Annotated in this window: 23 protein-coding genes; 13 read left to right on the forward strand and 10 right to left on the reverse strand. The window is 68.5% G+C overall.

Annotated features, from left to right (window positions below; genetic code table 11):
* Window positions 1-86: 86 nt before the first annotated feature.
* The gene (nrdR, locus tag RHA1_RS33185) at window positions 87-551 is read left to right on the forward strand and encodes a transcriptional regulator NrdR (protein ID WP_015890458.1); all 465 of its coding nucleotides are present in this window, start codon (window positions 87-89) and stop codon (window positions 549-551) included.
* A 38-nt stretch (window positions 552-589) separates the two neighbouring features.
* On the opposite strand, the gene hrpA is transcribed toward nrdR, so the two are convergent.
* Window positions 590-4,480 (reverse strand): ATP-dependent RNA helicase HrpA, encoded by a 3,891-nt coding sequence (gene hrpA, locus RHA1_RS33190; protein ID WP_011598581.1) that lies wholly within the window; start codon window positions 4,478-4,480, stop codon window positions 590-592.
* Between the two features lie 70 nt (window positions 4,481-4,550).
* Between hrpA and RHA1_RS33195 the strand changes: the two genes are divergently transcribed.
* Window positions 4,551-5,195 carry a Pr6Pr family membrane protein gene (locus RHA1_RS33195; RefSeq protein WP_009480048.1) on the forward strand — a complete coding sequence of 215 codons (645 nt, stop codon included), beginning with the start codon at window positions 4,551-4,553 and terminating at the stop codon, window positions 5,193-5,195.
* Between the two features lie 96 nt (window positions 5,196-5,291).
* Entirely contained in the window at window positions 5,292-6,371 is a 1,080-nt protein-coding gene (locus RHA1_RS33200; RefSeq protein WP_011598583.1) for an alpha/beta fold hydrolase, read from the forward strand.
* Here the strand turns inward: RHA1_RS33200 and RHA1_RS46600 are convergent.
* Window positions 6,272-6,604: a VOC family protein gene (locus RHA1_RS46600; RefSeq protein WP_237723765.1), complete on the reverse strand. Its 333-nt coding sequence runs from the start codon at window positions 6,602-6,604 to the stop codon at window positions 6,272-6,274. The two genes, RHA1_RS33200 and RHA1_RS46600, sit on opposite strands and share 100 nt — an antisense overlap.
* A 156-nt stretch (window positions 6,605-6,760) precedes the next feature.
* On the opposite strand from RHA1_RS46600, the gene RHA1_RS33205 reads away from it, so the two are divergent.
* Window positions 6,761-8,125 (forward strand): MFS transporter, encoded by a 1,365-nt coding sequence (locus RHA1_RS33205; RefSeq protein WP_009480050.1) that lies wholly within the window; start codon window positions 6,761-6,763, stop codon window positions 8,123-8,125.
* A gap of 63 nt (window positions 8,126-8,188) precedes the next feature.
* Window positions 8,189-9,421 carry an aminotransferase family protein gene (locus tag RHA1_RS33210; protein ID WP_011598585.1) on the forward strand — a complete coding sequence of 411 codons (1,233 nt, stop codon included), beginning with the start codon at window positions 8,189-8,191 and terminating at the stop codon, window positions 9,419-9,421.
* Here RHA1_RS33210 and RHA1_RS33215 read toward each other — a convergent pair.
* On the reverse strand, window positions 9,385-9,687 hold the full coding sequence (locus RHA1_RS33215; protein WP_009480052.1) for a hypothetical protein: 303 nt from the start codon (window positions 9,685-9,687) through the stop codon (window positions 9,385-9,387). The two genes, RHA1_RS33210 and RHA1_RS33215, sit on opposite strands and share 37 nt — an antisense overlap.
* Before the next feature lie 18 nt (window positions 9,688-9,705).
* On the opposite strand from RHA1_RS33215, the gene RHA1_RS33220 reads away from it, so the two are divergent.
* Complete coding sequence (locus RHA1_RS33220; RefSeq protein ID WP_009480053.1) at window positions 9,706-10,422, forward strand: C40 family peptidase; 717 nt, start codon at window positions 9,706-9,708, stop codon at window positions 10,420-10,422.
* Here the strand turns inward: RHA1_RS33220 and RHA1_RS33225 are convergent.
* Window positions 10,408-11,088, reverse strand: a complete 681-nt coding sequence (locus tag RHA1_RS33225) for a PhzF family protein (RefSeq protein ID WP_011598587.1) — start codon at window positions 11,086-11,088, stop codon at window positions 10,408-10,410. The genes RHA1_RS33220 and RHA1_RS33225 overlap by 15 nt on opposite strands.
* A 111-nt stretch (window positions 11,089-11,199) precedes the next feature.
* On the opposite strand from RHA1_RS33225, the gene RHA1_RS33230 reads away from it, so the two are divergent.
* Complete coding sequence (locus RHA1_RS33230; protein ID WP_011598588.1) at window positions 11,200-12,123, forward strand: hydrogen peroxide-inducible genes activator; 924 nt, start codon at window positions 11,200-11,202, stop codon at window positions 12,121-12,123.
* A gap of 9 nt (window positions 12,124-12,132) precedes the next feature.
* Here RHA1_RS33230 and RHA1_RS33235 read toward each other — a convergent pair whose 3' ends face one another.
* Complete coding sequence (locus tag RHA1_RS33235) at window positions 12,133-12,882, reverse strand: LysR family substrate-binding domain-containing protein (RefSeq protein WP_011598589.1); 750 nt, start codon at window positions 12,880-12,882, stop codon at window positions 12,133-12,135.
* A gap of 58 nt (window positions 12,883-12,940) precedes the next feature.
* Between RHA1_RS33235 and RHA1_RS33240 the strand changes: the two genes are divergently transcribed.
* Complete coding sequence (locus RHA1_RS33240) at window positions 12,941-13,345, forward strand: DUF5997 family protein (protein WP_011598590.1); 405 nt, start codon at window positions 12,941-12,943, stop codon at window positions 13,343-13,345.
* A gap of 3 nt (window positions 13,346-13,348) precedes the next feature.
* Here the strand turns inward: RHA1_RS33240 and RHA1_RS33245 are convergent, their stop codons facing one another.
* The 3 genes from RHA1_RS33245 to RHA1_RS33255 all read right to left on the reverse strand — a co-directional run bounded on the left by RHA1_RS33245 (window position 13,349) and on the right by RHA1_RS33255 (window position 18,044).
* The gene (locus RHA1_RS33245) at window positions 13,349-15,853 is read right to left on the reverse strand and encodes a DEAD/DEAH box helicase (protein WP_009480058.1); all 2,505 of its coding nucleotides are present in this window, start codon (window positions 15,851-15,853) and stop codon (window positions 13,349-13,351) included.
* A 40-nt stretch (window positions 15,854-15,893) separates the two neighbouring features.
* Window positions 15,894-16,931, reverse strand: a complete 1,038-nt coding sequence (locus tag RHA1_RS33250) for an alpha/beta fold hydrolase (RefSeq protein ID WP_005240793.1) — start codon at window positions 16,929-16,931, stop codon at window positions 15,894-15,896.
* A gap of 144 nt (window positions 16,932-17,075) precedes the next feature.
* The gene (locus RHA1_RS33255) at window positions 17,076-18,044 is read right to left on the reverse strand and encodes a proteasome assembly chaperone family protein (RefSeq protein WP_009480059.1); all 969 of its coding nucleotides are present in this window, start codon (window positions 18,042-18,044) and stop codon (window positions 17,076-17,078) included.
* 285 nt (window positions 18,045-18,329) lie between these two features.
* Here RHA1_RS33255 and RHA1_RS33260 point away from each other — a divergent pair, with 285 nt between their 5' ends.
* The 3 genes from RHA1_RS33260 to RHA1_RS33270 all read left to right on the forward strand — a co-directional run bounded on the left by RHA1_RS33260 (window position 18,330) and on the right by RHA1_RS33270 (window position 21,064).
* A complete protein-coding gene (locus RHA1_RS33260; protein WP_029537522.1) occupies window positions 18,330-18,956 on the forward strand; it encodes an MBL fold metallo-hydrolase in 627 nt (208 codons plus the stop codon).
* Window positions 18,957-19,098: 142 nt separating this feature from the next.
* On the forward strand, window positions 19,099-19,764 hold the full coding sequence (locus RHA1_RS33265; RefSeq protein WP_009480061.1) for a DUF5642 family protein: 666 nt from the start codon (window positions 19,099-19,101) through the stop codon (window positions 19,762-19,764).
* A gap of 160 nt (window positions 19,765-19,924) precedes the next feature.
* On the forward strand, window positions 19,925-21,064 hold the full coding sequence (locus RHA1_RS33270; RefSeq protein ID WP_009480064.1) for a DUF4192 domain-containing protein: 1,140 nt from the start codon (window positions 19,925-19,927) through the stop codon (window positions 21,062-21,064).
* A gap of 19 nt (window positions 21,065-21,083) precedes the next feature.
* Here RHA1_RS33270 and galE read toward each other — a convergent pair whose 3' ends face one another.
* Both galE and RHA1_RS33280 read right to left on the reverse strand, forming a co-directional pair.
* Complete coding sequence (galE, locus tag RHA1_RS33275; protein WP_005261105.1) at window positions 21,084-22,076, reverse strand: UDP-glucose 4-epimerase GalE; 993 nt, start codon at window positions 22,074-22,076, stop codon at window positions 21,084-21,086.
* A 3-nt stretch (window positions 22,077-22,079) separates the two neighbouring features.
* A complete protein-coding gene (locus tag RHA1_RS33280; protein ID WP_005240804.1) occupies window positions 22,080-22,772 on the reverse strand; it encodes an iron-dependent transcriptional repressor DtxR in 693 nt (230 codons plus the stop codon).
* A 134-nt stretch (window positions 22,773-22,906) separates the two neighbouring features.
* Here RHA1_RS33280 and RHA1_RS33285 point away from each other — a divergent pair, with 134 nt between their 5' ends.
* The gene (locus RHA1_RS33285) at window positions 22,907-24,178 is read left to right on the forward strand and encodes an acetoin utilization protein AcuC (RefSeq protein WP_009480066.1); all 1,272 of its coding nucleotides are present in this window, start codon (window positions 22,907-22,909) and stop codon (window positions 24,176-24,178) included.
* A complete protein-coding gene (locus RHA1_RS33290; protein WP_011598593.1) occupies window positions 24,171-26,933 on the forward strand; it encodes a bifunctional acetate--CoA ligase family protein/GNAT family N-acetyltransferase in 2,763 nt (920 codons plus the stop codon). Before RHA1_RS33285 ends, RHA1_RS33290 begins: the two co-directional genes overlap by 8 nt.
* Window positions 26,934-26,985 lie beyond the last annotated feature (52 nt).

The following is a 26,985-nucleotide window of genomic DNA, read 5'->3' on the forward strand; positions in this document are numbered from 1 at the left end:
ATCCGCTGCGTGAATCCGTTTTCGTCGGTTCGCCATCGGGGGAGGCGAACAGTTGCGGCCACGACGGCTACGACGAAGGAATCGCCATGCACTGCCCGTTCTGCCGGCACCCCGATTCACGTGTGGTCGATTCGCGAGAAGCCGACGAAGGACAGGCCATCCGTCGCCGCCGTTCGTGCCCCGAGTGCGGTCGCCGGTTCACCACCGTCGAGACCGCTGTGCTGTCGGTGGTCAAGCGCAGTGGTGTCACCGAACCGTTCAGCCGGGAGAAGGTGGTGCGGGGTGTGCGCCGCGCCTGCCAGGGCCGGCAGGTAGACAACGACGCCCTGAATCTTCTTGCCCAGCAGGTCGAGGACGCGGTCCGGGCGTCGGGTTCCGCGGAGATCCCGAGCAACGAGGTGGGCCTCGCCATTCTCGGTCCGCTTCGTGATCTCGACGAGGTGGCGTACCTGCGTTTCGCGTCCGTGTACCGGTCGTTCAGCTCCGCCGAGGACTTCGCTCGCGAGATCAAAGAGCTACGCGAACACCGCGAATCCCGCGACGACGCCTGAGCCGAGGCGTCAGCGCACCTTCTCCATTGCACTGCGCGTCAGCGCACCTTCTCCATTGCACTGATCACGCGCTTCTCCGAGACGGGGATCGGTGTTCCGAGTGTTTGAGCGAACAGGCTGACCCGCAGTTCCTCGATCATCCAGTGGATGGCGTCGACCTCGGGTGTGTGCTGTCGTTCTTCCGGCAGGCCCGCGAGCATGCGTTCGTATCCGGCGTACACCCGGTCGAGGACGTCCATTCCCTTCTGGTCGCGCGGTGCGCTCCCGGGAAGAGCGTCGAGACGGGCCGCCGCAGCGGCGAGGTAGCGGGGCAGTTCACGGAGGCGAGTGGCACCGATGTCGGCGACGAATCCGGGAAACAGCAGCGACTGCCGCTGTTCGCGCACGTCGTCGGCGGCCTCACCGGTCGCGCGTTCCAGCACCACGGTGAGCCGGTGGTCCGCTTCGAGCACCGGCGACACCAGTCGCAGGAGCACCGCCACGTTCCGGGCCATCTCGGCGCGCGCCGTCGCTACGAGGGCGTCGAACTCCTGCGGGGTGCGCACCGGCGTGCCGTGCGCGGCGATCACCTGGTTCGCGGCCGCGTTGCGGCAGTCGTCGATCAGTGCGTCGAGGCTGCCGTCGGGGTTCTGTCCGAGCGCCAGTCGCTGTGCGTTGCTCAGCCCCGACGTGACCGTCTTCGCCTGGGTGGGAACGGCGGCGAGCAGCAGCCGCCGCGTTCCGGCGCGCATAGCGGATCGTTGCGCCGCCGCGGTGCTGAGCACGCGGACGGCGACACCGTCACCCTCCGGGACCAGGGCGGGGTAGCCGGTGACCTTCTGGCCGCCGAGTTCGCGTGTCACGGTGGCTTCGAGTGAACCGAGGGTGGCGGGGGTCCACGTGAGTGCGGGCGGCCGTTCCGAATTCGAGGCCGCCTTCGCCACCTCCACCTCGACGCGGGGAGCGAGCGACTTGCGCAGCGACACGAGGTCCTTGTCCCGGCCGAGGACGGCACCTTTCTCGTCCACGGCGGCGAACGTCATGCGCAGATGGTCGGGGAGCGCGGTGACGTCGAAGTCCTTGGGATCGATGCGACAGGCGCCGAGTCGCGACAATTCGCGGGCCATCGCCATGGTGAGCGGTTCGGAGCGGGGTTTCACGGCGGCCAGTGCGGCGGCCGCGAAGTCCGGTGCCGGAACCACCTGTCGGCGAAGGGTCTTCGGGAGCGTCTTGATCAGGGCGGTGACCAGTTCGACGCGCATGCCGGGGACCAGCCAGTCGAAGCCGACCGGGCGCAGGCCCGCCAGCAGCGCGATCGGGATGCGGGCGGTGACGCCGTCGTCCTCGGTGCCGGGCTCGAACTGGTAGGTGAGGGGGAACTGCATGTCGCCCTGGCGCCAGGCGTCGGGGTACTCGCCGCCGAGTACTGCGGCGGACTCGGCGTTGACGACCGTTGCCTGGGTGAACGTGAGTAGGTCGGGGTTCTTGCGGCGGGCGACCTTCCACCAGGAGTCGAAATGCCGGGCGGAGACCGCTTCCGGGCCGACGCGCTGGTCGTAGAAGTCGTAGAGGGTGTCGTCGTCCACGAGGATGTCGCGCCTGCGGGCGCGGTGCTCGAGTTCCTCGACGTCTTCGAGGAGGGCGCGGTTGGCGTGGAAGAACTTGTGCTGCGTCTGCCATTCGCCCTGCACCAGAGCGTGGCGGATGAACAGGTCCCGGGACGTCTCGGGATCGATGGTGCTGTAGGTGACCGCACGCCGGGCGACGAGCGGGATCCCGTACAGCGTCACGCGTTCGTAGGCCATGGCGGCGCCGCGCTTCGACGACCAGTGCGGCTCGGAGTAGGTGCGTTTCACGAGGTGCGGCGCCAGCTTCTCCGCCCACTCGGGTTCGATCCTGGCCGACATCCGCGCCCACAGCCGGGACGTCTCGACCAGTTCGGCGGCCATGACCCATCGCGGGGGCTTCTTGAACAGGCTCGAGCCGGGGAAGACCGCGAATCGGCTTCCGCGGGCCCCGAGGAAGTCTCGTTTGTCACCCTCTCGGAGTCCGATGTGCGACAGCAGTCCCGCGAGGAGGGACTGGTGGATCGCAGCCTCGCCGGCCGGGGTATCGGTGGTGTCCCAGCCGAGCCCGCGGGTGATCTGCCGGAGCTGGCCGTGCAGGTCCTGCCATTCGCGGATGCGCAGCCAGTGCAGGAACTCGTTTCGGCACATCTTGCGGAACTGGTTGGACGACAACTCGTTCCGCTGCTCGCGCAGGTACTTCCACAGTTCGAGGAAGGCGAGGAAGTCAGAGTTCTCCACGGTGAACCGGGCGTGCTTCTCGTCCGCTGCCTGCTGGAATTCGGCGGGACGTTCCCGCACGTCCTGGATCGAGAGGGCCGAGACGATGACCAGCACCTCGGCCAGGCAGCCGTTCCGGTGTGCCTCGACGAGCATCCGGGCCATGCGCGGATCGACGGGGATCTGCGCGAGTTCGCGTCCGACAGCGGTGAGGACGGGTTGCTCGTTCTGGGCTTTCCGTTCGATCGCCCCGAGTTCCTCGAGCAGGCCGATGCCGTCGCGGACGGCCCGCGGGTCGGGCGGCTGGACGAACGGGAACGCGGCGATGTCGCCGAGGCCGAGCGCCGTCATCTGCAGGATGACGGATGCGAGGTTGGTGCGCAGGATCTCCGGTTCGGTGAACGCGGGCCGCGCCTCGAAGTCCTCTTCCGAGTAGAGGCGGATGCAGATGCCCTCGGCCACACGGCCGCAACGCCCGGAACGCTGGCGGGCGGACGCCTGCGAGATCGGTTCGATGGGCAGGCGCTGCACCTTGGTGCGCACCGAGTAGCGGGAGATGCGGGCGGTTCCCGGGTCCACGACGTACCGGATGCCGGGCACGGTGAGGGAGGTTTCCGCGACGTTCGTCGACAGCACGACCCTCCGCCCGGTGTGGGGCGTGAACACCTTGTGCTGTTCGGCCGCCGACAGCCGGGCGTACAGGGGCACGATCTCGGTGCCGCGCAGTCTGCGGTCGCGGAGCGCGTCGGCGGTGTCGCGGATCTCCCGTTCGCCGGAGAGGAAGACCAGGATGTCGCCGTCGCCCTCGCCGGACAGTTCCTCGACCGCCTCGCACACCGCGTCGACGGGGTCGCGGTCGAAGGTCTGGTCGCCCACGTCCACCGTGAGTGGGCGGTAACGCATCTCGACGGGGAAGGTGCGTCCGGACACCTCGACGATCGGCGCGGGCACCCCGTCGTCGGTCGCGAAGTGCTGCGCGAAGCGTTCCGGATCGATCGTGGCCGAGGTGATGATCACTTTCAGATCGGGCCGGCGCGGGAGTAGCTGTCGCAGGTATCCGAGGATGAAGTCGATGTTGAGGCTGCGTTCGTGGGCCTCGTCGATGATGAGCGTGTCGTACCGGCGCAGCATCCGGTCGCGCTGGATCTCGGCGAGCAGGATTCCGTCGGTCATCAGTTTCACCAGCGTGCCGTCCGACACCTGGTCGGTGAATCGCACGGTGTAGCCGACGGTCTCACCGAGTTCGCTGCGGAGTTCCTCGGCGATGCGTTCGGCAACCGTCCGCGCCGCGAGACGGCGGGGCTGGGTGTGTCCGATGAGGCCGCGGACGCCGCGGCCGAGTTCGAGGCAGATCTTCGGGATCTGCGTCGTCTTGCCCGAGCCTGTCTCGCCGGCGACGATGACGACCTGGTTCTCCGCGATCGCCTTCGCGATGTCGTCGCGGCGCTGGCTGACGGGCAGCGAGTCAGGGTACTCGATGACGGGGACGCTGTCGAGTCTTCGTGCGATGCGTCCGCGGGCGGCGGCGATCTCGTCGGACAGGGACGCGAGTGCGTCGGGTGTGCGCGCACGGTCGAGTCGCCGGCGGAGCCGGTGTTCGTCGCGCAGAGTGAGTTCGCCGAGGCTGTTCTTCAGTTCCCGCCGGCTGGGTGCTGTGGTGGACATGCTGCACCCCAGCCTAGCCAACCCGGTGGATCGCCCTGTGCCGCGCCCGCCCGTGTGCGAATATCGGCGGATGGACGCTGCCGTCGTCACGGACCTGAGGGGTCAGAGGATCGTTCGGGTTCTGCGGGCGGTCTTCGCCGTCTACGGGCTGATCGCGGTGCTGTGGATTCCGCTCCGCAGCGCGGGCAGCGACGACTTCTCCCTGGCCAACTACCTCAGCTACTTCACCATCGAGAGCAACATCCTCGCGGCCGTCGTCCTGCTCGTCGGCGCGGTCCGGGATCCGCAGTCGCGGGGCTGGCAGCTGTTCCGGGGCGCGACCACGCTGTACATGGTCATCACCGGAATCGTGTACGCGGTGCTGCTGGCGAACATCGACGTCATGCTGCAGGACGCCTGGATCAACACGGCCCTGCACCGTATGCTGCCGCTCGTCCTGCTGGTCGACTGGGTGGTGGCCCCGTCCCGGGTGCGGATCTCCGAGGCACAGAGCCTCAGCTGGCTGGTCTTCCCGGCCGTGTACGGCGCCTATTCCCTGATCCGGGGTCCGATCGTCGACTGGTACCCGTATCCGTTCCTGGACCCCCGACAGCAGGGGTACCTCCAGCTGGCCGTCACGGCGGTCGTGTTGTTGCCGGCGATGGCGTTGATGGCGCTCGCCGTCAACGCGGTGGGACGTCTCGGTGCGCGCCGGCGGTACGGCGAAGACCGGTAGGGCGAAGCTGCGCGCAGACGATTCGCGCACCGCGCTATCCTCCACACGACAGGCGTCCGCGCGATCATCCGTGACTTCGGCAACGGCTGGGAGACTATGTTCGACGAGTTCGCAGGCGAGAACTTCGACCTGCTCGGCCGCGACCGCGGCAGTGTCGTCGCCGCCGACGACGGTGTGCCCCTCGCGGTGCGCGAGGTGGGTCCGGCGTTCGCGCCCTTGACGGTGGTGTTCGTCCACGGCTTCTGCAATCGGATGACCGGGTGGCACTTCCAGCGGGTTCAGCTCGAGGAGGCGTGGGGCTCGACGATCCGCATGGTGTTCTTCGACCTGCGGGGGCACGGCGACTCCGGGGTCCCGCGTCGCGACACCTGCACAATCCCGCATCTCGCGCGGGACGTCGACGCCGTGATCCGTGCGCTCGTCCCCGAGGGTCCGATCGTGCTGGTCGGCCACTCGATGGGCGGCATGGCGGTCCTGTCGTACGTCGGACAGCATCCCGATCTGATCGGCTCCCGCGTCGTCGGGGTGGGTCTGATCGCCACCGCGGCGGAGAAGCTGGGTGACGTGGGGCTCGCGCGGACCCTCAACACGCCGGTCGTTGCCGGATTCAGCACCGCGGCCCGGCATCTGCCGCGGGTGGTGCAGACCGGTCGCGGCGCGAGCAAGAGGGTGCTGGCGCCGATCCTGAGGTCGGCGTCGTTCGGTGACCGCAGGATCAGTCCGGCGATCATGTGGCACTCCGAGCAGATGATCAACGACACGTCCCTCAAGACCCTCGTCGACTTCCTGCCGTCGTTCAAGAATCACGACGAGACGGCGGCGGTGCCATTGCTCGCACCCATCGAGACGCTGGTGGTCTGCGGCGATCGCGACCTCCTGACCCCGTTCCGGTATTCGAAGGCGATCGCCGGGCATCTGCCGGACGCGGAGCTGGTGAAGGTTCCGGGTGCGGGGCACATGGTGCAGTTGGAACGCGCCGAGCTCGTCTCGGACGCGATCGATCGCCTCCTGACCCGTTCCGTCGAAACCCTTCCCACGCCGAGTGCCTGGAGCGAGTGGGTCCGGGTGGCGGCGGACTACGTGGACCACGTACGGCACTGGGTCGCCCACGGCGGGCCCGCGGCCTGGTGGCGCGGGCTACGTGGGCGTCCCGTCGTCGGCTCCACGTTCCGGTAGCACGCAGAATTCGTGCCCTCGGGGTCTGCGAGGACCGCCCAGGGAACGTTCGGGTCGTCGACGGGCTGAAACACGAGTGACGGGGACCCGGGCGCGTTCGATTCGACGTACTCGAGCCCGTACGCGTCCTTCCATCGGCGGGTCGACGGGTAGTCCGGTGCGGCGCACCAGAATCGTGCCAGTGATTCCGCGTCGCGGCAGTCGACGGCGATGGCGATGATTCGGCTGGTCATGGGGTGCGGGTACCCGTGTGACGGTGGCCGCCCACCGTCACCGAGACGGTGTCGGTGGGCCTCCGTGCCACGTCCGCAAAGGGCAAAGCCGCGACAACACGTGCCACTCGGGCCACAATGAGTGAACGCGAAACCGACCCGAGGAGGCGGGATCACATGGCATTTGCGAGTTCTTCAGCCGAGCAGGAAACCCTCCCACCAGGTGTTCTCCGTCGCGCGATCGCGGCGTCGGCAATGGGCAACGCCACCGAATGGTTCGACTACGGTGTCTACGCGTTCACCGTGTCGTACATCTCGGCAGCGTTCTTTCCCGGTGACACCGGTTCGGCCACCCTCTACGCCCTGCTCGTGTTCGCGGTGTCGTTCGTCGTGCGACCGCTCGGCGGCCTCGTGTGGGGTCCGCTGGGTGACCGGCTCGGACGCCGCCAGGTTCTGGCGCTGACGATCATCCTGATGGCGGGTGCGACGTTCTGCGTGGGCCTCGTGCCCGGATACGACGTCATCGGTTTCTGGGCGCCCCTGCTGCTGGTGCTGCTGCGCATGATCCAGGGCTTTTCGACCGGCGGCGAATACGGCGGCGCGGCAACGTTCATGGCCGAGTACTCGCCGGACCGCAAACGCGGTTTCTGCGGAAGCTTCCTCGAGTTCGGCACCCTCGGCGGATACGCGCTCGGCGCGATCGTGGTCCTGGTGGTGGAGTTGCTCTCCACCGACCCGTTCATGTCCACCTGGGGCTGGCGTATTCCGTTCCTGATCGCCGGACCGATGGGTCTCATCGGCCTCTACCTGCGCACCAAGCTCGAGGAGACACCCGTGTTCCGGGAGCTGGATGCGGAGGGCGAGGTCGAGTCGACGCCGACCCACGAGTTCAAGGACCTGGTGACCGAATACTGGAAGCCGTTGCTGCTGCTCGGCGGCCTCGTCATCGCATTGAACGTCACCAATTACACCCTGCTCAGTTACATGCCGACATACCTGGAGACGCAGATCGGCCTGACGTCGACCGCGTCGCTGACCCTGTTCATCGTCGGGCAGCTAGTGATGATGGCGGTCATTCCGTTCGCCGGCGGGTTGTCGGACCGGGTCGGCCGCAAACCGCTGTGGTACGGCTCGCTCGTGGGATTGATCGTGCTCGCCGTCCCGATGTACCTGCTGATGCGTCAGGGGTTCGGATGGGCGATCCTCGCGTTCGCGGTGCTCGGGTTGCTGTACGTCCTGCAGCTGTCCACGATTTCGGCGACGTTCCCGGCGATGTTCCCGACCCACGTGCGGTTCGCGGGATTCGCCATCGCCTACAACGTGTCGACGTCTGTGTTCGGTGGCACGGCCCCTGCGGTCAACGAACTGCTCATCGAATGGACCGGCAACTCACTCATGCCGGCGTTCTACATGATGGCCGCGTGCGCGATCGGCCTCGTCGCGCTGTACTTCGTGGCCGAGACGGCGGGCGCGTCCATCCGCGGTCGCGGGATTCCGGGAGTCGACACCGAGCCACACCCCACCGCCCTGGCGGAGAAGTGACGCGGCACGATCCTCTGCGGGGCGTCGTGGCATAGTCGCCTTCGGGCGGGGATTCACGAAGGGATGAGCATGGCGTCGGCACTGTGGCACGGATTCGCGGACATGGGCGCGGTGGAACAGAAGGGCGCCTTCGTGGTGTCCCGCGGCGAGGGCGCCTACATCTGGGACGATCGCGGCAACCGTTACCTGGATGCGACAGCAGGTCTGTGGTTCACCAACGTGGGGCACGGCCGCGCGGAGATCGCGGACGCTGTCGCGCAGCAGTTGCGGACCGTGGCCCATTTCTCGAACTTCGGTGACTTCGTCCCCGAGACGACGGCGGCCCTGGCCGATCGCCTCGCGACCATTGCGCCGGTGCCCGGCAGCAAGATCTTCTTCACGTCCGGTGGTTCGGATTCCGTGGACACGGCGGCCAAGCTTGCCCGCCGCTACTGGCACGAGTTGGGCAAGCCGTCCAAGACGATCGTGGTCGGCCGCCAGAAGGCCTATCACGGGATGCACGTGGCGGGCACCGCGCTGGCGGGCATCCCCGCCAACCGCGAGGGTTACGGCGAGTTGATGGCCGACGCCGCCACGGTCGCCTGGAACGACGCCAAGAGCCTGCTCGAACTGATCGAGAAGATCGGCGCCGACACGATCGCCGCGTTCTTCTGCGAGCCCGTCATCGGTGCGGGCGGCGTCTACCTGCCGCCGGAGGGCTATCTCGCGGAGGTCCGCGACATCTGCCGCGAACACGACATCCTGTTCGTCGTCGACGAAGTGGTCACGGGATTCGGCCGTATCGGCGGCGAGTGGTTCGCATCGACGCGATTCGACCTGCAGCCCGACATGATGACGACGGCGAAGGGCCTCACCTCCGGGTACGTCCCGATGGGTGCGGTGTTCATCGCCCCGCGCGTGGCCGAGCCGTTCTTCGCCGGCGGGGTCTGGTGGCGGCACGGCTACACCTACGGTGGGCATGCGGGTGCCGCCGCGGCGGCACTCGCCAACCTCGACATCATCGAGCGCGAGAATCTGCTGGCGGAGTCGAAGCGGCTCGAGTCGTCACTGCACGAGCACCTCGCGCCTCTCGCCGACCATCCGCGGGTCGAGGAAGTGCGCAGCGGTCTCGGTGCGGTCGCGGCGGTGCAGCTGGCCGATCCGGCGGAAGCGCTCCCGTTCGTGAACACGTTGCGCGAACACGGGATCTCGGGGCGCGCGGCCGGTCAGGGTGCCATGCAGATCTCGCCGGCGTTCGTGATGACGGACGAGCAGGTCGCTCAGCTCGCGGACGGAATCCGCCGGGCACTGGGCTGATCGGTCCCGGTGCCCCGCCTGCGAAAGCGGCGCAGGGCACCGGTGACACGGTCCCGCCAGGTGGGCGGGGTGAGGTCGATTTCCGTCTGCCCGTCGTGGGCCGCGTACGCACGGGTGTAGCGCTCGTGCAGACGCGCGCGGACCTCGTCGGGCGTGTACGCCTTGCGGTGCCGATCCGCGCGCACCGCGACGACCCCGGTCGCGGCGACACCCACCACACCGGCGAGTCCGAGAAGTTTCCACCATTGCCTGCCACGCGGTCGCATCCTTCTAGGCTAGGGCCCATGGACGCGCCACGGCACACGGACGCACGACGACACAGCTCCACCATCGACCTCGACAGCGCTGTCGAGGTCACGCGCACCGGCGATATCTGGATCTTCCGCGGAGAGTCTCCGGCCGACAGGGCCATTCAGACGCTGACGAACAGTCCGGTCAACCACGTCGGCATGTCGGTGGTCCTCGAGGACCTGCCGCCGCTGATGTGGCACGCCGAGCTCGGACATTCGCTGCAGGACATGTGGACGGGACGCTTTCAGCGCGGTGTGCAACTCCATGACCTGCGCGCCGCGGTCCAGGTGTGGGGTGCGCGCTATGGGCAACGGGGATGGCTGCGCCAGCTCGCCGAACCCGCAACGCCGCAGCAGGAGGACGCGTTGCTGCGGACGATCGCACGGCTCGACGGAACCCCGTTCCCGTCCACCGCGAAACTCGCATCACGGTGGTTCGGCGGGCGCCTGCCCGGGACGGGACGCAGGCAGGAGAAGTCGGGCAGCCTCGAAAGTGCCTATTGTGCCGAGGTGGTCGCGCAGACGTACGAGGAGATGGGGCTGATCAGCGCGCGCAGGCGCACCAACTGGTACGACCCCGGCAAGTTCTGGAGCGGCGACAGGCTGCCCCTCGCTCCCGGGGTGACGCTCGGCCGGGAGATCGAGGTGACCCTGAGCGAAGCCGACCTCAGCGCGGGGCGAGGCCGGCGGCCGTCGTCAGAGGGTGCGTGACTTCTCGGGGTGGACTCGTCCACCGACCTCGATCCACCCGGCGGGATCGTAGGTGGTGCGCAGTTCGGATCCTTTGCCCTGCGTGATCAGGAGAGCGTGCCGGAGGTGTGCGGTGATCCGGACGGCCGCGGCTCCGGTGGCCTCGTCCTCGGTGATGCCCATGTCCGGGGCGAACATTCGCGACCGGATCGAGTGCTCGACCTTGTCCGTCCAGGCCCACAGATAGTGGTGTCCGGCACCGAACTTCTTCGGGTCCGCAGACTGAACCTCGCGCACACTGTTCATGGGGTACAGCGAGAACTCGGGCGCCCACTCCGGCCGGGCCCGCACCCAGGTGATGGCGCCGGAACGGCGGGTGGCGACGGGGCCCGCGGGCACGTCGAGTGTGGTGACCGCGGCGCCGCGCTCGTGCAGCCACCAGGACAGCCCGACCGTGGGATGTCCGGCGAAGGGCAGTTCGGTGACGGGGGTGAAGATCTGGGCGCGTGCGTGCTCGTCGCCGGGTTCGGGCATGTCGACGAAGATAGTCTCGCTGTATCCGAGTGCGGCGGCGACGGACTGCCGGTCCTCGGACGGGACGGCCGAGGAGTCGACGATGCCGAGCGGGTTGCCGTGGCGTCCTTTGTCGTCGGTGAACACCCGGACGACATCTACGTGGATGGGCATTGATGCACCTTATCGCTCGTCGACCTCGACGCAGTGCCTCGACGGTGGGAGGGGTCGGCACCGGCCTCGGGTCGAAAGGCGGGGGTGATGGATGGCGCTAGACTGATAGGTATGGCCGATCAGAATTATCAACCCACACTGTCGCAGCTGCGAGCGTTCGTAGCCGTCGCGGAGTACCGCCATTTCGGCACGGCGGCAGCACGATTGAGTGTGAGCCAACCCACGTTGTCGCAGTCGCTCGCCGCCCTGGAGAACGGACTCGGTGTGCAGCTCATCGAGCGCAGCACCCGTCGCGTCCTCGTCACCGCGGCGGGGGAGCGACTCCTCGGTCAGGCCAAGGTCATCCTCGAGGCCGCGGACGGTTTCGTCGCGACCGCCGCGGGTGTCGGCGACCGGTTGGCCGGACCGCTGCGCATCGGACTGATCCCCACCGTGGCCCCGTACGTGCTGCCCGCCCTGTTGCCGGCGCTGCGCGAGGAGATGCCCGCCCTGGAGCCGCAGGTCATCGAGGACCAGACGGCACGACTGCTCGAGGCGTTGCGAGTGGGCGCGCTCGACGTCGCGGTGCTGGCGTTGCCGAGCGGCGTCAGCGGTCTCGTCGACATTCCCTTGTACACAGAAGATTTCGTGATGGTCGTCCCACAGGGACACGCACTGGCGGGACGCACCGACGTCTCGCCGCAGATGCTGGACGCGCTTCCCCTCCTGCTGCTCGACGAGGGGCACTGCCTACGCGATCAGACCCTCGATCTGTGCCGATCGGTCGACGCGCACCCGGTCGCGGGCGACACCCGCGCCACGTCGCTGTCCACGGTGGTGCAGTGCGTCGCCGGCGGACTCGGCGTGACCCTGGTGCCGGAATCCGCCGTTCAGGTGGAGACCGGACGGGGACCGCTCGCGACCGCCCGCTTCGCGGCTCCCGCGCCCGGCCGCACGATCGGCCTCGTGTTCCGCTCGTCCAGTGCCCGTGCGGACGGCTACGGGCAACTCGCTGCCCTGCTCACGAAGACGGCGTCGGTCGCCGCGCCCGCCTGACGGTCCGAGCTACGACCGCCGCCGCGGTTTGCCCTTCTTGCCGCCCTTCGTTCCGGAGCCCGACCGGGACGTCCTGGCCCCCGCGGCCGGTTTCTGGCGTGCCGCCGCCGCGGCGGGACGCTTCTTCTTCGGCTGAGCCGGCGTCGGGGTGCGACCCCGGGAGCTGTTGACGGTGCGGCCCCGGACGATGCCGATGAACTCCTCCACCAGCTCGGTGGTCTCGGCCTCGGGCCACGACAGCGCGATCTGCGACTCCGGGCCGTCCGACACCGTCCGGTACACGAGGTCCTTGCGGTGGTGGAGCCGGGCGAGCGACTGCGGGACGACGAGCAGCCCGATCCCGGCGGCGACCAGTTCGATCGCGTCGGCCGTCGTGGCGGGGCGGTCCTGGGCGGGCAGTCCCGGCACGCTGTCCCAGACGAGGATGTCGTCGAGCGGGTGCAGCACGATCTCGTCGGCCAGATCCGCGATCGACACCTCGTCCACCGCCGCCACCACGTGGTCCTTCGGCGCCACGACCACGGGGATCTCGGTGTACAGGGGGATGGCGCTGAGACCGGTCCGGTCGATCGGCAGCCGCACCAGGCCCGCGTCCGCCCTGCCGCCGCGCAACTGGTCGGGTGCGTCCGCGGCCGCCACCGGGACGAGGGTGAGCGGGACGTCGGGCAGCCGTTCGTTCCAGATCCGCACCCACTTGGTGGGGGTCGCGCCCGGGACATACGCGAGCCGGAATGAAGGGGATGCATCCGCGTCTGTCACCCCGTCAGGCTACCGGCCTTGGTCAACGGCACCGCACACGCTCGTTACTCTTGACACCATGACGTCGCACAAGAGCCCTCAGACTATGAAACCCGCCACCGCGGCGAAGAAGCTGGGTGTGTACCTCGAGGCCACCCCCGCGGAGTTCCAGGAGGGTCTCGTCTCCCGCGACGAGCTGAGTGCACTGCAGAGCGATCCGCCGGAGTGGCTGCTCGAGCTGCGCCGCAACGGCCCGCACCCGCGGCCGGTGGTCGCGGCGAAGCTGGGGGTGTCCATCGCGGGTCTCGCCCGGGGCGGCGTCACCGATGCGCTCACCACCGAGCAGATCGACGCGCTGATGGCGGATCGTCCCGAATGGCTGCAGCAGGAACGCGCCACCCAGGCCGAGGTCCGCAAGGAGACGGTCCGCATCAAGGAGAAGAACGCGGCGCGGCGTGATCAGCCCCGCCGGCCGCGTTCCTGACCGCTACCCTTCGACGATGCTGAGTTCGTCGAAGATCACTTCGCCGGCCGCGTCGGACTCGGGAAGGTCGACGACCGCCGTCAACGCCCACCCGTGATCGCCCTGCGGGTCCTCGAGGACCTGCCGCACCCGCCACAGCTCGGGCGCGGTCTCCACCTGGAACAGCTGGGGACCGCGTGCCGAGGGGCCGGTGCCGAGGGAGTCGTATTCGTCGAAGTACGGCTGGAGCTGGTCCTCCCACTCGTCGGCGTCGATGCCGTCGTCGAGTCCCTCCAGTTCGGCCCACCGCCGCCGCGACGCGAGTTCGATACGCCGGAACATGGCGTTGCGCACCATCACCCGGAATGCTCGCGTGTTCGCCGAGATCGGGCGCGGCACATCGGCGCCGAACGCGACCTGCTGGTCGTCTCCCTCGGCGCCGGGGTCGGTGAGGGATTCCCATTCGTCGAGAAGGCTGGAATCGACCTGGCGGATCAGCTCGCCCAGCCACTCGATGAGGTCGTCCAGCTCCTCCGTCCGGGCCTCGGTCGGAACGGTCTGGCGCAGGGCTCGATACGCGTCAGCGAGATACCGCAGTACGAGCCCCTCCGAACGGGCCAGACCGTAGTGGCTGACCATTTCGGCGAACGTCATGGCCCGCTCGACCATGTCGCGCACGACCGACTTCGGCGACAGCGCGAACTCCGTGATCCACGGGTGCCCACCGCGATACATCTCGAACGCCGGGAACAGCAGGTCCGCGAGAGGCTTGGGCCAGGTGACCTCCTCGAGCAGTTCCATGCGTTCCTCGTACTCGATCCCGTCGGCCTTCATCTGCGCGACCGCCTCACCGCGGGCGAAGTGCTGCTGCGCCATGAGGACCTGCCGCGGGTCGTCGAGGGTCGACTCGATCACGGACACCACATCCAGTGCATACGAATCGGATTCGACGTCGAGCAGTTCGAGGGCGGCCAGGGCGAACGGGGACAGTGGCTGATTGAGCGCGAAGTCCCGCTGGAGTTCCATCGTCAGCCGGGCCATGCGGCCGTCGGCGTCGGGTTCGTCGAGTCTCTGCACCACGCCGGCGTCGATCAGCCCGCGGTACAACGACAACGCCTTGAGGATGTGCTTGCGCTGCGCGGGCCGCGACTCGTGGTTGTCCTCGAGGAGGTGCCGCATGGACGCGAAGCAGTTGCCCGGTCGCGCGATCACGTTGAGCAGCATGGAGTTCGACACGGAGAACCGGGAGACGAGCGGTTCGGGTGACGCGGCGACGAGGCGATCGAATGTGGCCTCGCTCCACGACACGAAGCCGTCCGGCGCCTTCTTGCGCTGCACCTTCCGGCGCTTCTTCGGGTCGTCGCCCGCCTTGGCGAGTGCACGCAGATTCTCGACCTCGTGTTCGGGGGCCTGCACGACCACGGTGCCCAGCGTGTCGTAGCCGGCGCGTCCCGCGCGTCCCGCGATCTGGTGGAACTCGCGGGCACGGAGGTGCCGCGTGCGGGTGCCGTCGAACTTGGTCAGCCCGGTGAGGAGCACGGTGCGGATGGGCACGTTGATCCCCACACCGAGGGTGTCGGTGCCGCAGATGACCTTCAGCAGACCGTCCTGCGCCAGCTTCTCGATGAGACGGCGGTACTTCGGCAGCATGCCCGCATGGTGGACGCCGATGCCGTGCCGGACGAGGCGCGAGAGCGTCTTGCCGAATCCGGTGGTGAACCGGAAGCCACCCAGCGCTTCGGCGATGGCGTCCTTCTCCTCGCGCGAACAAAAGTTGACGCTGGTCAGGGCCTGCGCGCGTTCCAGGGCGGCCGCCTGAGTGAAGTGGACCACGTAGACCGGGGCCTGATTGGTGGTCACCAGTTCCTCGATCGTCTCGCTCACGGGTGTCGTGGCGTACGAGAACATGAGGGGAACGGGACGCTCGGTGCCCGCCACCACGGTGGTGGGCCGGCCGGTCCGGCGGGTGAGGTCGGACGAGAAGAAGTCGACCTCACCGAGGGTGGCCGACATGAGAAGAAACTGGGCGTGGGGGAGTTCGACGAGAGGGACCTGCCACGCCCAGCCCCGGTCGGGCTCGGAGTAGAAGTGGAACTCGTCCATCACGACCTGACCGATGTCGGAGTCGGGGCCCTCGCGCAGTGCGAGGTTCGCGACGATCTCGGCGGTCGCGCAGATGATCGGCGCCCGTGAGTTGACGGCGGCGTCGCCGGTCATCATGCCGACGTTCTCCGCGCCGAACACCTCGCACAGGGCGAAGAACTTCTCGCTGACAAGGGCTTTGATCGGGGCCGTGTAGAAGGTGCGCTTGCCGGTGGCCATGGCGTAGAAGTGGGCGCCGACCGCCACCATCGACTTGCCGGATCCGGTGGGCGTCGCCAGGATCACGTTGGCCCCGGACACCAGCTCCATCACGGATTCTTCCTGGGCGGGGTAGAGCGTCAGACCCCGTTCTTCGGTCCAGGAGGTGAAGGCGTCGAAAACGGAATCGGAATCCGCGTTCTCGGGGAGCAGGTCGGAGAGAAGCACTGCTACAGGCTAGCCGGAACGCGGTGCGCCGCCGCCGGGCCTATGTTGCGCTGCGTTCGTCCGATCCCATCGCGTCCAGGACCGCCATGCGGGTGGACGCGCTGCCGGTGATGGTGCTCTCACCGACGCCGGTGACGAGCATCTGCCGCCACTTCGCTTCGTCGAACTGCAGGGGATGGGTTACGGACAGGAACTTCTCGATGGTGCGCAAGAACCGCATCGGGTCGTCGCGGAACGGGAAATGGCCTGCGCCGCGGAAGATCTCGAGGTGTGAGCCGGGCATCGCCGCGTGTGCGAGGTGGGCGTGGCTCACCGGGATGACGGCGTCCTGATCGCCCCAGATGAGCTGCACCGGGAGGTTCTCGGTCAGATAACATCGGTCGAGCATGGTGACGACCTGGCCGCGCCAGTCGACGACCGCGCGCAGGGTGCGCAGATACGCCTCGTAGGCGGTGGGGTCGTACAGCTCCGCGAGCACCCGTACCAGGTCGGGTGTGTCGTGCAGCATCGCACCGGGACGCAACCGCGTTCCGTTCAGTTGGCTCAACACGTTGCCCACCAGACGCACGGTGGGCATGGCGCCGGGAATGCGCAGCAGTTTCAGTGCCTCGTTGACCACCGGAACCGACGCGAGCCGCAGCAGCGGGTGAACGTCCTTGGTGACGCCGCCGGCCGAGACCAGGACGAGCCGGTCGACCATCTGCGGGAACTGGTAGGAGAACTGCATCGCGACACCGCCGCCGAGGGAGTGACCGACGACGGTGACCTTGTCGATGCCCAGGGTGGAGAGCAGGTCGCGCATACCGTTGGCGTACGCGGCGACCGAGTAGTCGGCCCGCGGCTTGTCGGAGCGCCCGTGGCCCAGCAGATCGGGGGCGATGACGGTGTAGTTCTTGGCGAGGTGCGGGATGATCTCGGTCCAGGTGGACGAGTTGTCGCCGATGCCGTGGATCAGCAGAAGCGCGGGACCCTCGCCTGCCATGCGGAACGCGCGGCGGTAGCCGTGGATCGTGCGGAACATCATGCGGGTTTCGGCGTTCGGAACGGGCCTGAGCTTACGAATGCGAGTGTCGCTCATGTCGCCTCCTGAACTAGGTGCACTCCCGAATGTTGACAGCTCAATCATCCGCTTCATCTCGACGCTATTGCACCGCTCTCGGCCGAACAACTGGACCGTGCGGTCGCACAGTGTCCGAGTGGCGACCGCACAACCGCTCCTCGGTCACGCCCCGCCCGGTGATCCCCCCTCGTCGTCGGAGTCGCCGCCCTCGCCGTCCTGCAGGGCCTGTTCGGCGAGGAAACGCTCGAATTCTGCACCGAGTTCGTCACCACTCGGCAGGTCTTCTTCGCTGGCCAGGAGCGTGGACTGCTGTTCTTGAGCCGTTACGTAGGCATCGTACTGGCGTTCCAGGGCGTGGACGACGGTTTGTACCTCCTCGTTACCCGCGATGTGCTCGTCGACCTGTTCGCGGACGCGTGCGGCGGCCTCGCCGAGCGCCGCCAGCGGCAGGTCCAGGTCGGTGACGTCACTCACATTCTCGAGGAGGGTCTCGGCGGCACCCGGGTAGTCCGTCTGAGCCAGGTAATGGGGGACGTGAACCGAGAACCCGACGGACTCGTGCCCGTGCTGCGCCATCCGCAACTCGATCAGCGAGGACGCGCTGCCGGGAACCTGCAGTTCGCCGGACCAGCGCTGATGATCCTTGATCAGGTCCTTGTTGGTGGAATGCGCGGTCACCCCGAGCGGACGGGTGTGCGGGATGGCCATCGGAATGGCGTTGATGCCCACGGTCCGGCGCACACCGAGCTGCTCGGCCAGCAGGCGCACCGCCGTGGTGAACCGCTCCCAGCGCAGGTCGGGCTCCATGCCGGCCAGCAGCAGGAACGGGGTGCCCGCCGTGTCCTTCAGCGCATACAGGTTCAGCTCGGGCTGGTCGTAGTCCGAGAAGTGATCGGCCTTGAACGTCATGGTGGGGCGACGTGAGCGGTAATCGACGAGTTCGTCGACCGCGAAGGAGGCGACCAGCTCACTCTCCAGGCTCTCGCGGAGATGCGTCGTGGCGAGTTTGACGGCGTGGCCTGCGTCGGAGAAGCCCTCGAGTCCGTGGATCAGTACAGGTCCCTGGCCATCCGCGGAAGACAGCTGCGGTGCCGGGAACTCCAGCTCGTACATCTTCGACTGTTCGTCCATTACAGACCTCTTCTCCTTCGTGCCTGGCCTCCAGTGTCCCCTATCGTCTCCGGCATCGATACGTCGGACTTTGCTCTCGGAGGTCCTGCTCTGGGGGAACACGGCGCGGGCAACCGATAATTCCCGTCCGCGGCGTTCCGGTGTTCGCCCACAGCGAGATCCCGCGCACGGTCTGTGGCAATGTGAGGAACGGCACGGTCCCAGACGGACGAGATCCTGGAGGTGCGCGATGTCGGCACGGGTAGGAAGATGTGCGGGCCGGGTTCGACGATCGGCGGTCGCGTCGTGAGCGTGCGCATCGACCGGGTGGTCACGTCCGGCACCTTCAGTCTCGACGGGGGCACCTGGGACGTCGACAACAATGTGTGGATCGTCGGCGACGACTCCGAGGTGGTGGTGATCGACGCCGCCCACACCGCCGCCCCGATCGTCGAGGCAGTCGGCGGCAGGCACGTGAGGGCCATCGTCTGCACACACGGCCACAACGACCACGTCACCGTGGCGCCCGAGCTGTCCACGGCACTGGACGCCCCGATCTACCTCCATGCGGCCGACGACGTGTTGTGGCGGCAGACCCACCCCGCTGTCGCCTACACGCCGATCGAGGACGGGCAGGAGATCGCCGTGGCCGGGACCGACGTCCGCGTGCTCCACACGCCCGGACATTCGCCCGGCTCCTGCTGCCTGTACCTGCCGGAGGCGGGGGAGTTGTTCAGTGGTGACACCCTGTTCTCGGGCGGTCCGGGAGCCACCGGGCGCTCCTACTCGGACTTCCCGACGATCATCGGGTCCATCCGTGACCGTCTGTTCGCGTTGCCGCCGTCGACGACGGTCCGCACCGGGCACGGCGACGGAACCACCATCGGGACCGAATCCCCGCACCTGGAGGAGTGGATCGCCCGCGGCAGCTGAGCCGCAGCCTCCCCGCTGTCGGCGCGCCGGCGTGGCAGAGTGGCGGAAAAGGCTCCCCGGGGTGGGAGCACCACACATCCGACACGGGAGGTCGACGGTGAGGTCTCGGCGCACAGCGGTACGGACGGCCCTGGTTGTCCCGGTGGTCTCGCTGGCCGCGGTGACGATTCTCTCCGGATGTTCTTCGACGGTCTCCGGTGTCGCGCAGCCGAGCACGACCATCGCGGCGGGGTCGCCGTCGGGCAAGGGACTGTCGAAGCTTCTGGTGGATCCGGCCGACTTCCCGGCCCGGTACGAGGCGATCGTGCTGCCCGCCCAGGCCGTGTCGATGGCGGCACCCGACCTGACGGGAGTACCGCAGGGCGCGGTGGTCGACCCCGCGGACTGTGCGCCGCCCGCGCAGGACTACGGACCGACCGGCACCGTCATGGCGGTGGGCACGGACAACGCGAGCCGTTCGACGATCTCGGTCGAGCTCACCAGAACCGATACGCCCCTCGACGAACTGGCGGCGCAGACGAAGAAGTGCGGCGAGGTCACCGTGACGGACAGTGGGGCCGAGTCCACCGTCACCACCGAGGTCACGCCTGCCCCTCCGGTCCGGGCCGACGACACCCTCGCGCTCCGGCGGACCGTCAAGTCCGGCAACGGGAGCGACAAGGTCACCCAGTCGATGGTCACGTTGATCGCGCAGGTGGGCGACGTGCGGGTGTCCGCGACCTTCATGTCGTTCGGCGACGCGAAGGCCGATACCGTCGCGCTCGACGAGTTGTTCACCGCCGCGGTGCAGAAGGTGCAGAACAGCTGAGCGGGCCCTAGCACAGGGTTCCGACGACTTCGCGGCCTCACGGCGCGTCCGCGCGGCGCGGCGACCCGGTTGTCCACAACCGACGGCCCATCCACAGCCCTCTGTGTTTCGCCAGTTCGCCCGCCGGGCGCAGGCGCGTCGACCCGTCAGAGTCTGATGCATGACGACACCCGCATTCCCGCACGGTTCCGGATTCTCCGACGATCCCGGCGGGGGACCGCCCCCGCACCAGCACACCGTCACGTTGTCCGCCCCGGGCGACCTTCTCGCCTCGGTGCCCGCACTGCTCGGATTCCGGCCTGCCCGGTCGATCGTGGCGGTGTGCCTGTCCGGGGAGCGCAACCCGTCGGTCGGAGCCGTCATGAGACACGACCTGGTCCTCAGCGGCGGCGACGTGCCGACCCCGCCGATGTACGCGGCGTTGGGTCAGTTCGCGACCGTCTGCGAGAGGGAGCAGGCCACCGGGGTGCTCCTGGTGCTCGTCGACGACCGCTTCACCGACCCGGCCGCGATCTCCCTGGACGAGCTGTCCGCGATCGTCGAAGAATTCGAGGAGCTCCTCGAATTCACGCCGGCCGAACTTCTCGACGTGTTCGTCACGGCGGAAATCGCGGCCGGCCGCGAATGGTTCAGCCTCCTCGGCGGCGGTGGGTGCGGAGCCCAGTCCGATCCGACGTCGTCGCGGGTCGCGCTCGCGCGGGTCGTCGAGGGCAGGGCCATCCGCTCTTCGCGCGAGGAGCTGGAAGCCACGATCGAGGCGGGCCCGGTGCTCGAACGGATGCAGATCGCCGCTCTCATCGAACGTGGTCGTCAATCATCGCTTCTGCGACGGGAATTGGCCGGCCGGTCGGCCACGCCGGAGCGCGGTCACCGTCTCGAGCTCGAACTGGTGCTGACGCACGTCGCGCGGGTGTCGTCCGGGGAGCGGCTCCTCGCGCCGGAGTACGCGGAACTCGCGCTCGCACTGGACAATGTCACCGTCCGGGACAGCGCGCTCGCTCTGGCCGTCGGCCCGTACGCCGACGACGCGGAGCAACTGTGGATTCTCCTCGCCCGCAACCTCCCGGACCCGGAACGCGCGAACGCGGCGGCGCTGCTCGGATACAGCGCCTATCTTCGTGGTGACGGTCCGTTCGCCGGCATCGCGCTGGCCGCCGCACTGGACTCGGAGCCGGGGCACGTACTGGCCACCCTGCTCGACGGTGCACTGCACTCGGGACTCCGGCCGACCGAGGTGCGGGGCTTGGCCGACGTCGGTTACGAGCGAGCCGAGGCGATCGGTGTCGTGCTGCCCCGCTAGAGCCCGGACCGGGCCGGCGTCACCGGCGTGCCGCGTGCGACCGGTCTCCCAGCTCCTGCAGGTAGGCCCAGGCGTCGGCGACGATCTCGTCGAGGTCGGTGTGCTCCGGCCGCCATCCGAGTTCCGCGATCGCCCGATCACTCGACGCCACCAGCACGGCGGGATCGCCTGCCCGGCGCGGTGCGTCCTCGACCGCGATGGGGAGCCCGGTGACCCGCGCGCACGCCGAGATGACTTCGCGCACACTGAAACCCGCACCGCTGCCGAGATTGTAGATGCGGTGCCTGCCCTCGATCGACGACTCCAGTGCCAGCACGTGCGCCTCGGCGAGGTCGAGCACATGGATGTAGTCGCGGATCGCCGTGCCGTCCGGAGTCGGCCAGTCGGTTCCGAAGATCGAGATCTTCTCCCGCTGACCGAGCGCCACCTGGAGCACGAGAGGAATCAAATGCGTTTCGACGACCCGGTTCTCGCCGGCCGACTTGTACGCTCCCGCCACGTTGAAGTACCGCAGGCTGGTCGCCGCGAGCGAATGAGCCACCGAATACGACGTGATGGCATGGTCGATCGCGAGTTTCGTCGCCCCGTACGGATTGGTCGGACGGGTCGGATCGGCCTCCGTGATCGGCGAGTGCTCGGGCTCGCCGTACGTCGCGGCGGTCGACGAGAATACGAGTTTCCGCGTCCCCGAATGCCGCATGGCCTCCAGGAGCTCGAGCGTGGTGACGACGTTGCCGCGCCAGTACTTCTCCGGGTACTGGACGGACTCGCCGACGAGCGACTGCGCCGCGAAGTGCAGGACGCCGTCGAAGCGGGGGGTGCCGCTCGTGCCGAGCACGTCCGACACCACCTCCGCGACGTCGCCCTCGACGAACTCGGCACCGAGCGGCACCGCGTCGGCGTTACCCGTGGACAGGTCGTCGATGATGACGACCTCGTGTCCACGTTCGAGCAGGACCGTGCTGCAGACGCTGCCGACATAGCCGGCGCCGCCGGTGACCAGAAGTTTCATCGACTATCCCTGAACCTGCTTCACCTGGACGGCATGTGCCATCTCCTCGGACAGATCGAACCCGCTGTGGCCGGGCACCGTGATGGTGACCGAACCGGGCTTGGTCTCGACGGTCACGCGCGCGTCCGGGACGACACCCGCCTCGCGCAGCTGCCCGATGACGTCCGGATCCGACTGCACGTGCTCCGCGAGACGCCGGACGACGACAGCGGTCGGCTTGCCGGGCGGCACGTCCGTGAGCCGGATGAGCGTCTCGGGCGCATCGACCGGGCGGTCCAGCCCGAGCAGCGCGAGCCCCGGAATCGGGTTGCCGTACGGCGAAGTAGTGGGGTTGTTGAGCACCTCCACCAGGCGCCGCTCGACCTCCTCGCTCATGACGTGCTCCCACCGGCACGCCTCCGCATGGACCTCTTCCCACTTGAGGCCGATGACGTCGACCAGCAGTCGTTCGGCGAGGCGGTGCTTCCGCATCACCGACACCGCGAGTTCGCGGCCCTTCTCCGTCAGTTCCAGGTGGCGGTCACCGGCGACCAGGAGGAGACCGTCACGCTCCATCCGGGCGACGGTCTGGCTGACGGTCGGACCGCTCTGCTCGAGTCGTTCGGCAATACGTGCTCGAAGTGGGACGACGCCCTCTTCTTCCAAGTCATAGATCGTCCGGAGGTACATCTCCGTGGTGTCGACCAGATCCTTCACACTCACACCCCTTCGTCTCGGTTGATTCTACCGGTGATTGCCCGCCACCGGCGCCGTCCGTCCCCGCAGCGCGTCGGTGCCGGTCGTGCCGGGGTCTGCTCGCACCCTCCGCGGGGGACCAGTAGCGTGAGTTCATGACCGCGTCGTTCAGTTCCGGGGAGGATTCGGCTGCACTGGTATCGCACCGTGCAGTCGTGTGGAGTCCGGACTATCTCAGTTATCGGTGGAGTGCGGACCACCCGATGAATCCCACCCGGCTCGAGCTGACCATGTCGCTCGCCCGCAGCCTCGGGATTCTGGAGGGCGTCGAACTGTTGCGGCCCGCCGCCGCCTCGGACGCAGATCTGTTGCGGATCCACACTCCCGCGTACGTCGAAGCAGTCAAACAGGCCGGGCACTCGGCGACGTCGGGTGTGCTCGGTGCGGACGCCCCGCACGGGCTCGGCACCGAGGACAATCCCGTCTTCCCCCAGATGCACGAGGCGAGCGCGATCCTCGCGGGCGGTTCCCTCGCCGCGGCGCAGGAGATCGCAGCGGGACGCACACGCCGTGCCGTGAGCATCGGCGGCGGCATGCATCACGCGATGCCCGACTGGGCCTCCGGCTTCTGTGTGTACAACGATGTCGCCATTGCGATCTCCTGGCTGCTGGACCACGGGTTCGACCGGATCGCCTACATCGACGTCGACGCGCACCACGGTGACGGGGTGCAGCACGCGTTCGCGCACGACCCCCGCGTCCTCACGATCTCGCTCCACCAGCATCCGGCGACGCTCTGGCCCAACACGGGGTGGTCGAGCGAGGTCGGCGAGGGATCGGGGGAGGGCACCGCCGTCAACCTCCCCGTGCTGCCCGGCACCGTCGATGCGTTGTGGCTGCGCGGTTTCCACGCCGTCGTCCCGGGCGCCCTCGCGTCGTTCCGGCCCCAGATCGTGATCAGCCAGTGCGGTGTCGACAGCCACCGCGAGGATCCGCTGGCCGACCTCGCGCTGACGGTCGACGGCCAGCGGGCCGCGTTCCTCGCGATGCGCGATCTCGCCGACCGCTACGCCGAAGGACGTTGGCTCGCCGTCGGCGGCGGCGGGTACGGCCTCGTCCGGGTGGTCCCGCGCGCGTGGACCCACCTCATCGCCGCGGCGCTCGACCGCGAGATCGACACGGGCCGTGCCGTACCCGAGGCCTGGCAGGAACGGGCGCACGCGCTCGCACCCAGCGTGGACCTGCCGGACACGATGGGCGACGGCGGCGAGGTCGACTACCGGCCCTGGGACGGTCCCGGTGGCACACCCGAAACCGGGATCCCCTCGGTCGACCGCGCCCTGACGCGGATCGACTCGGCCGTCATCGCTACTCGCCGCGCCTGCTTCCCCCTACTCGGACTCGACCCGGAGGATCCCCGTGACTGAGCCGACCGACGGCAGCGAGACCACCGGTGGCACCGAGGCGTCGGACAGCGCCGAGACGTCGGGTAGCACCGGGGCGGCGGTCACGACCGTGGCGAAGGGGGAACCCGACGCCGCGCACAACTACCCGCGGCACTGGGTCGCCGACGTGCTCGCGGCGGACGGCGGGGCGGTGGCGTTGCGGCCGATCGTCCCCGAGGACGCGGACAAACTCGTCGCGTTCCACTCGAAGCTGTCCGAACGCACCCGCTATCTGCGGTATTTCGGCCCCTACCCGACCATGTCGAAACGGGACATCGTTCACTTCACCACGGTCGATCACCACGACCGGGTGGCGTTCGTGGTGCTGCTCGGGGACGAGATCATCGCCGTCGGCCGGTACGAGCGACTCATCGGCGAGGGGGACGGCAAGTCCGCGGAGGTGGCGTTCGTCGTCGCCGACGCGCATCAGGGCCGCGGACTCGGGCCGATTCTGCTCGAGCATCTCGCCGCGGCGGCCGCGGAGAACGGCCTGACGATGTTCGTCGCCGAGGTCCTCGCGGAGAACCGGAACATGGTGACGGTCTTCCGTGAGGCGGGCTATCAGGTGAGCCGCAGCTTCGAGGGTGGAGTGCTCAAGCTCGAGTTCGCGATCGACCCCACCGAAGCGATGGTGTCCGTGCGCAATTCCCGCGAGCGGGCCGCCGAGGCGCGCAGCATGCGGAACGTGCTCAGTCCGCGGTCGGTCGCGGTGATCGGTGCGTCCACCGACCGCGCGAAGGTCGGCAACGCGGTGCTGACCAACCTGCTGCGGGCGGGATTCACCGGCCCGGTGTATCCGGTCAACGCCGAGCACCGTTCGGTCCACGGTGTGCGGGCGTACCCGTCGGTCCGCGACATCCCCGACGAGGTGGATCTCGCCGTCGTCGCGGTACCCGCTGAATCGATCAACGCCGTCCTCGACGACTGCCTGGTCAAGGGGGTCAAGGCCCTCGTCGTCGTGTCTTCCGGATTCAGTGAAACCGGAATGGACGGACGGCAGTCCGAACGTCGCCTCGTCCACGCCGCCCGCGCGCACGGGATGCGGCTGATCGGGCCCAACGCGCTCGGCGTGGCCAACAACGACAGCGAGGTCTCGTTGAACGCCACCCTCGCGCCGGTGCTGCCGAGCCCCGGCAACGTCGGATTCTTCTGCCAGTCCGGCGCACTCGGCATCGCCATCCTCGACGAGGCCGCACGGAGCCGAATCGGATTGTCCGCCTTCGTCTCCGCGGGCAACCGCGCCGACGTCTCCGGCAACGACCTCCTGCAGTACTGGGATTCGGATCCGGCCACCGAGGTGGTGCTGCTGTATCTGGAGAGCTTCGGCAATCCCCGCAAGTTCTCGCGCATCGCGCGCCGGGTGGCCCGGAACAAGCCGATCGTCGCGGTCAAGAGCGGCAGGCACGCCGTCCCGCCCGCACTGGCGGCCAGCGGTGGCGAGATGGACGATTCGATCGTCCGCGCCCTCTTCGAACAGGCCGGTGTGGTGCAGGTCGGGTCGATCTCCCAGCTGTTCGACTGTGCGCTGCTGTTCGGGTATCAGCCGCTGCCTGCGGGCCCCCGCCTCGCCGTGGTCGGAAACTCCACCGCGCTCGGTGTGCTCGCCGCGGATGCGGCGCGCAGTGAGGGTCTGCAGGTCGGCGACCCCGTCGACCTCGGTCCGCAGGCCGGTCCCGAGGAGTTCGCGGCGGCCGTGCGGACGGCGCTCACATCCTTCGACGTCGATTCGGTGATCGCCGTGTTCGTCCCGCCGGTCGCCATTCCGGTCGAACCCTATGCCCAGGCGCTGCGGGAGGCGGTGCGGGAAGCCGACAAACCCGTCCTCACGACGTTCCTCGCGGCGGAGGGTGTGCCCGACGTCCTGGCGGTCCGGGGTGAGGACGGGCACCCGACACGCGGTTCGGTTCCCTCCTACCCCGGTCCGGAACGCGCGGCGCTGGCCCTGGCTCGCGCGTGGCGGTACTCGGCGTGGAAGAGCAAACCGTCGTCGAAAGTGGTACGCCCTAACGGGATCGATCCGGAGCGTGCGAAAGCGATGGTCGACGGCTGGCTCGGGGCGTCGTCCGGACGCTGGCTGTCGGACTTCGAGGCATCGCAACTCCTCGCGTGCTACGGCGTGAACGTCGTGGAATTCCGTTCCGCCACCACCGAAGACGAGGCTGTGCAGGCCGCCGAGGAATTGGGGTACCCGGTCGCGGTGAAGGCGACGGGGGAACAGTGGCGGCACCGGCCGGATCTCGGTGGCGTCCGCCTCGATCTGGTCGGGCCCGATTCGGTGCGCTGGGCCTACCGGGACCTCGCCGCCGCGTCCGGTGAACCACTACTTCACGTGCAGCGGATGGCCACCAAGGGAATTGGCTGTGTGGTGGGCGTGCAGGACGACCCGTCGTTCGGTTCGCTCATCTCGTTCGGACTCGCCGGCGTGATCTCCGACCTCCTCGGCGACCGCGCCTACCGGGTGCTGCCCCTCACCGAGGACGCCGCAACGGAACTGATCGACGCACCGAAAGCAGCGCCGCTGCTGTCCGGCTATCGGAGCGCGGTACCGGTGAACAAATCGGCTCTCGTCGACCTCGTGCAGCGGATCTCCGCCCTCGCCGACGACCTCCCGGAGGTGCGGGAACTGGCCTGCGAACCCGTGCTCGCGTCGGCGGAGGGCGCGCAGATCACCGATTCGCGCGTGCGGATAGGCCCGGAGCCCAGCGTCGCCGACCTCGGCCCCCGCCGCCTGCGCTGACCGGTCACCCGGCCCCGCAGACAGCGCAACGCCGGTGCCGGTCGCGTACGAC

This window comes from Rhodococcus jostii RHA1 (assembly GCF_000014565.1).
In the GTDB taxonomy this organism is placed as follows: Bacteria; Actinomycetota; Actinomycetes; order Mycobacteriales; family Mycobacteriaceae; genus Rhodococcus_F; species Rhodococcus_F jostii_A.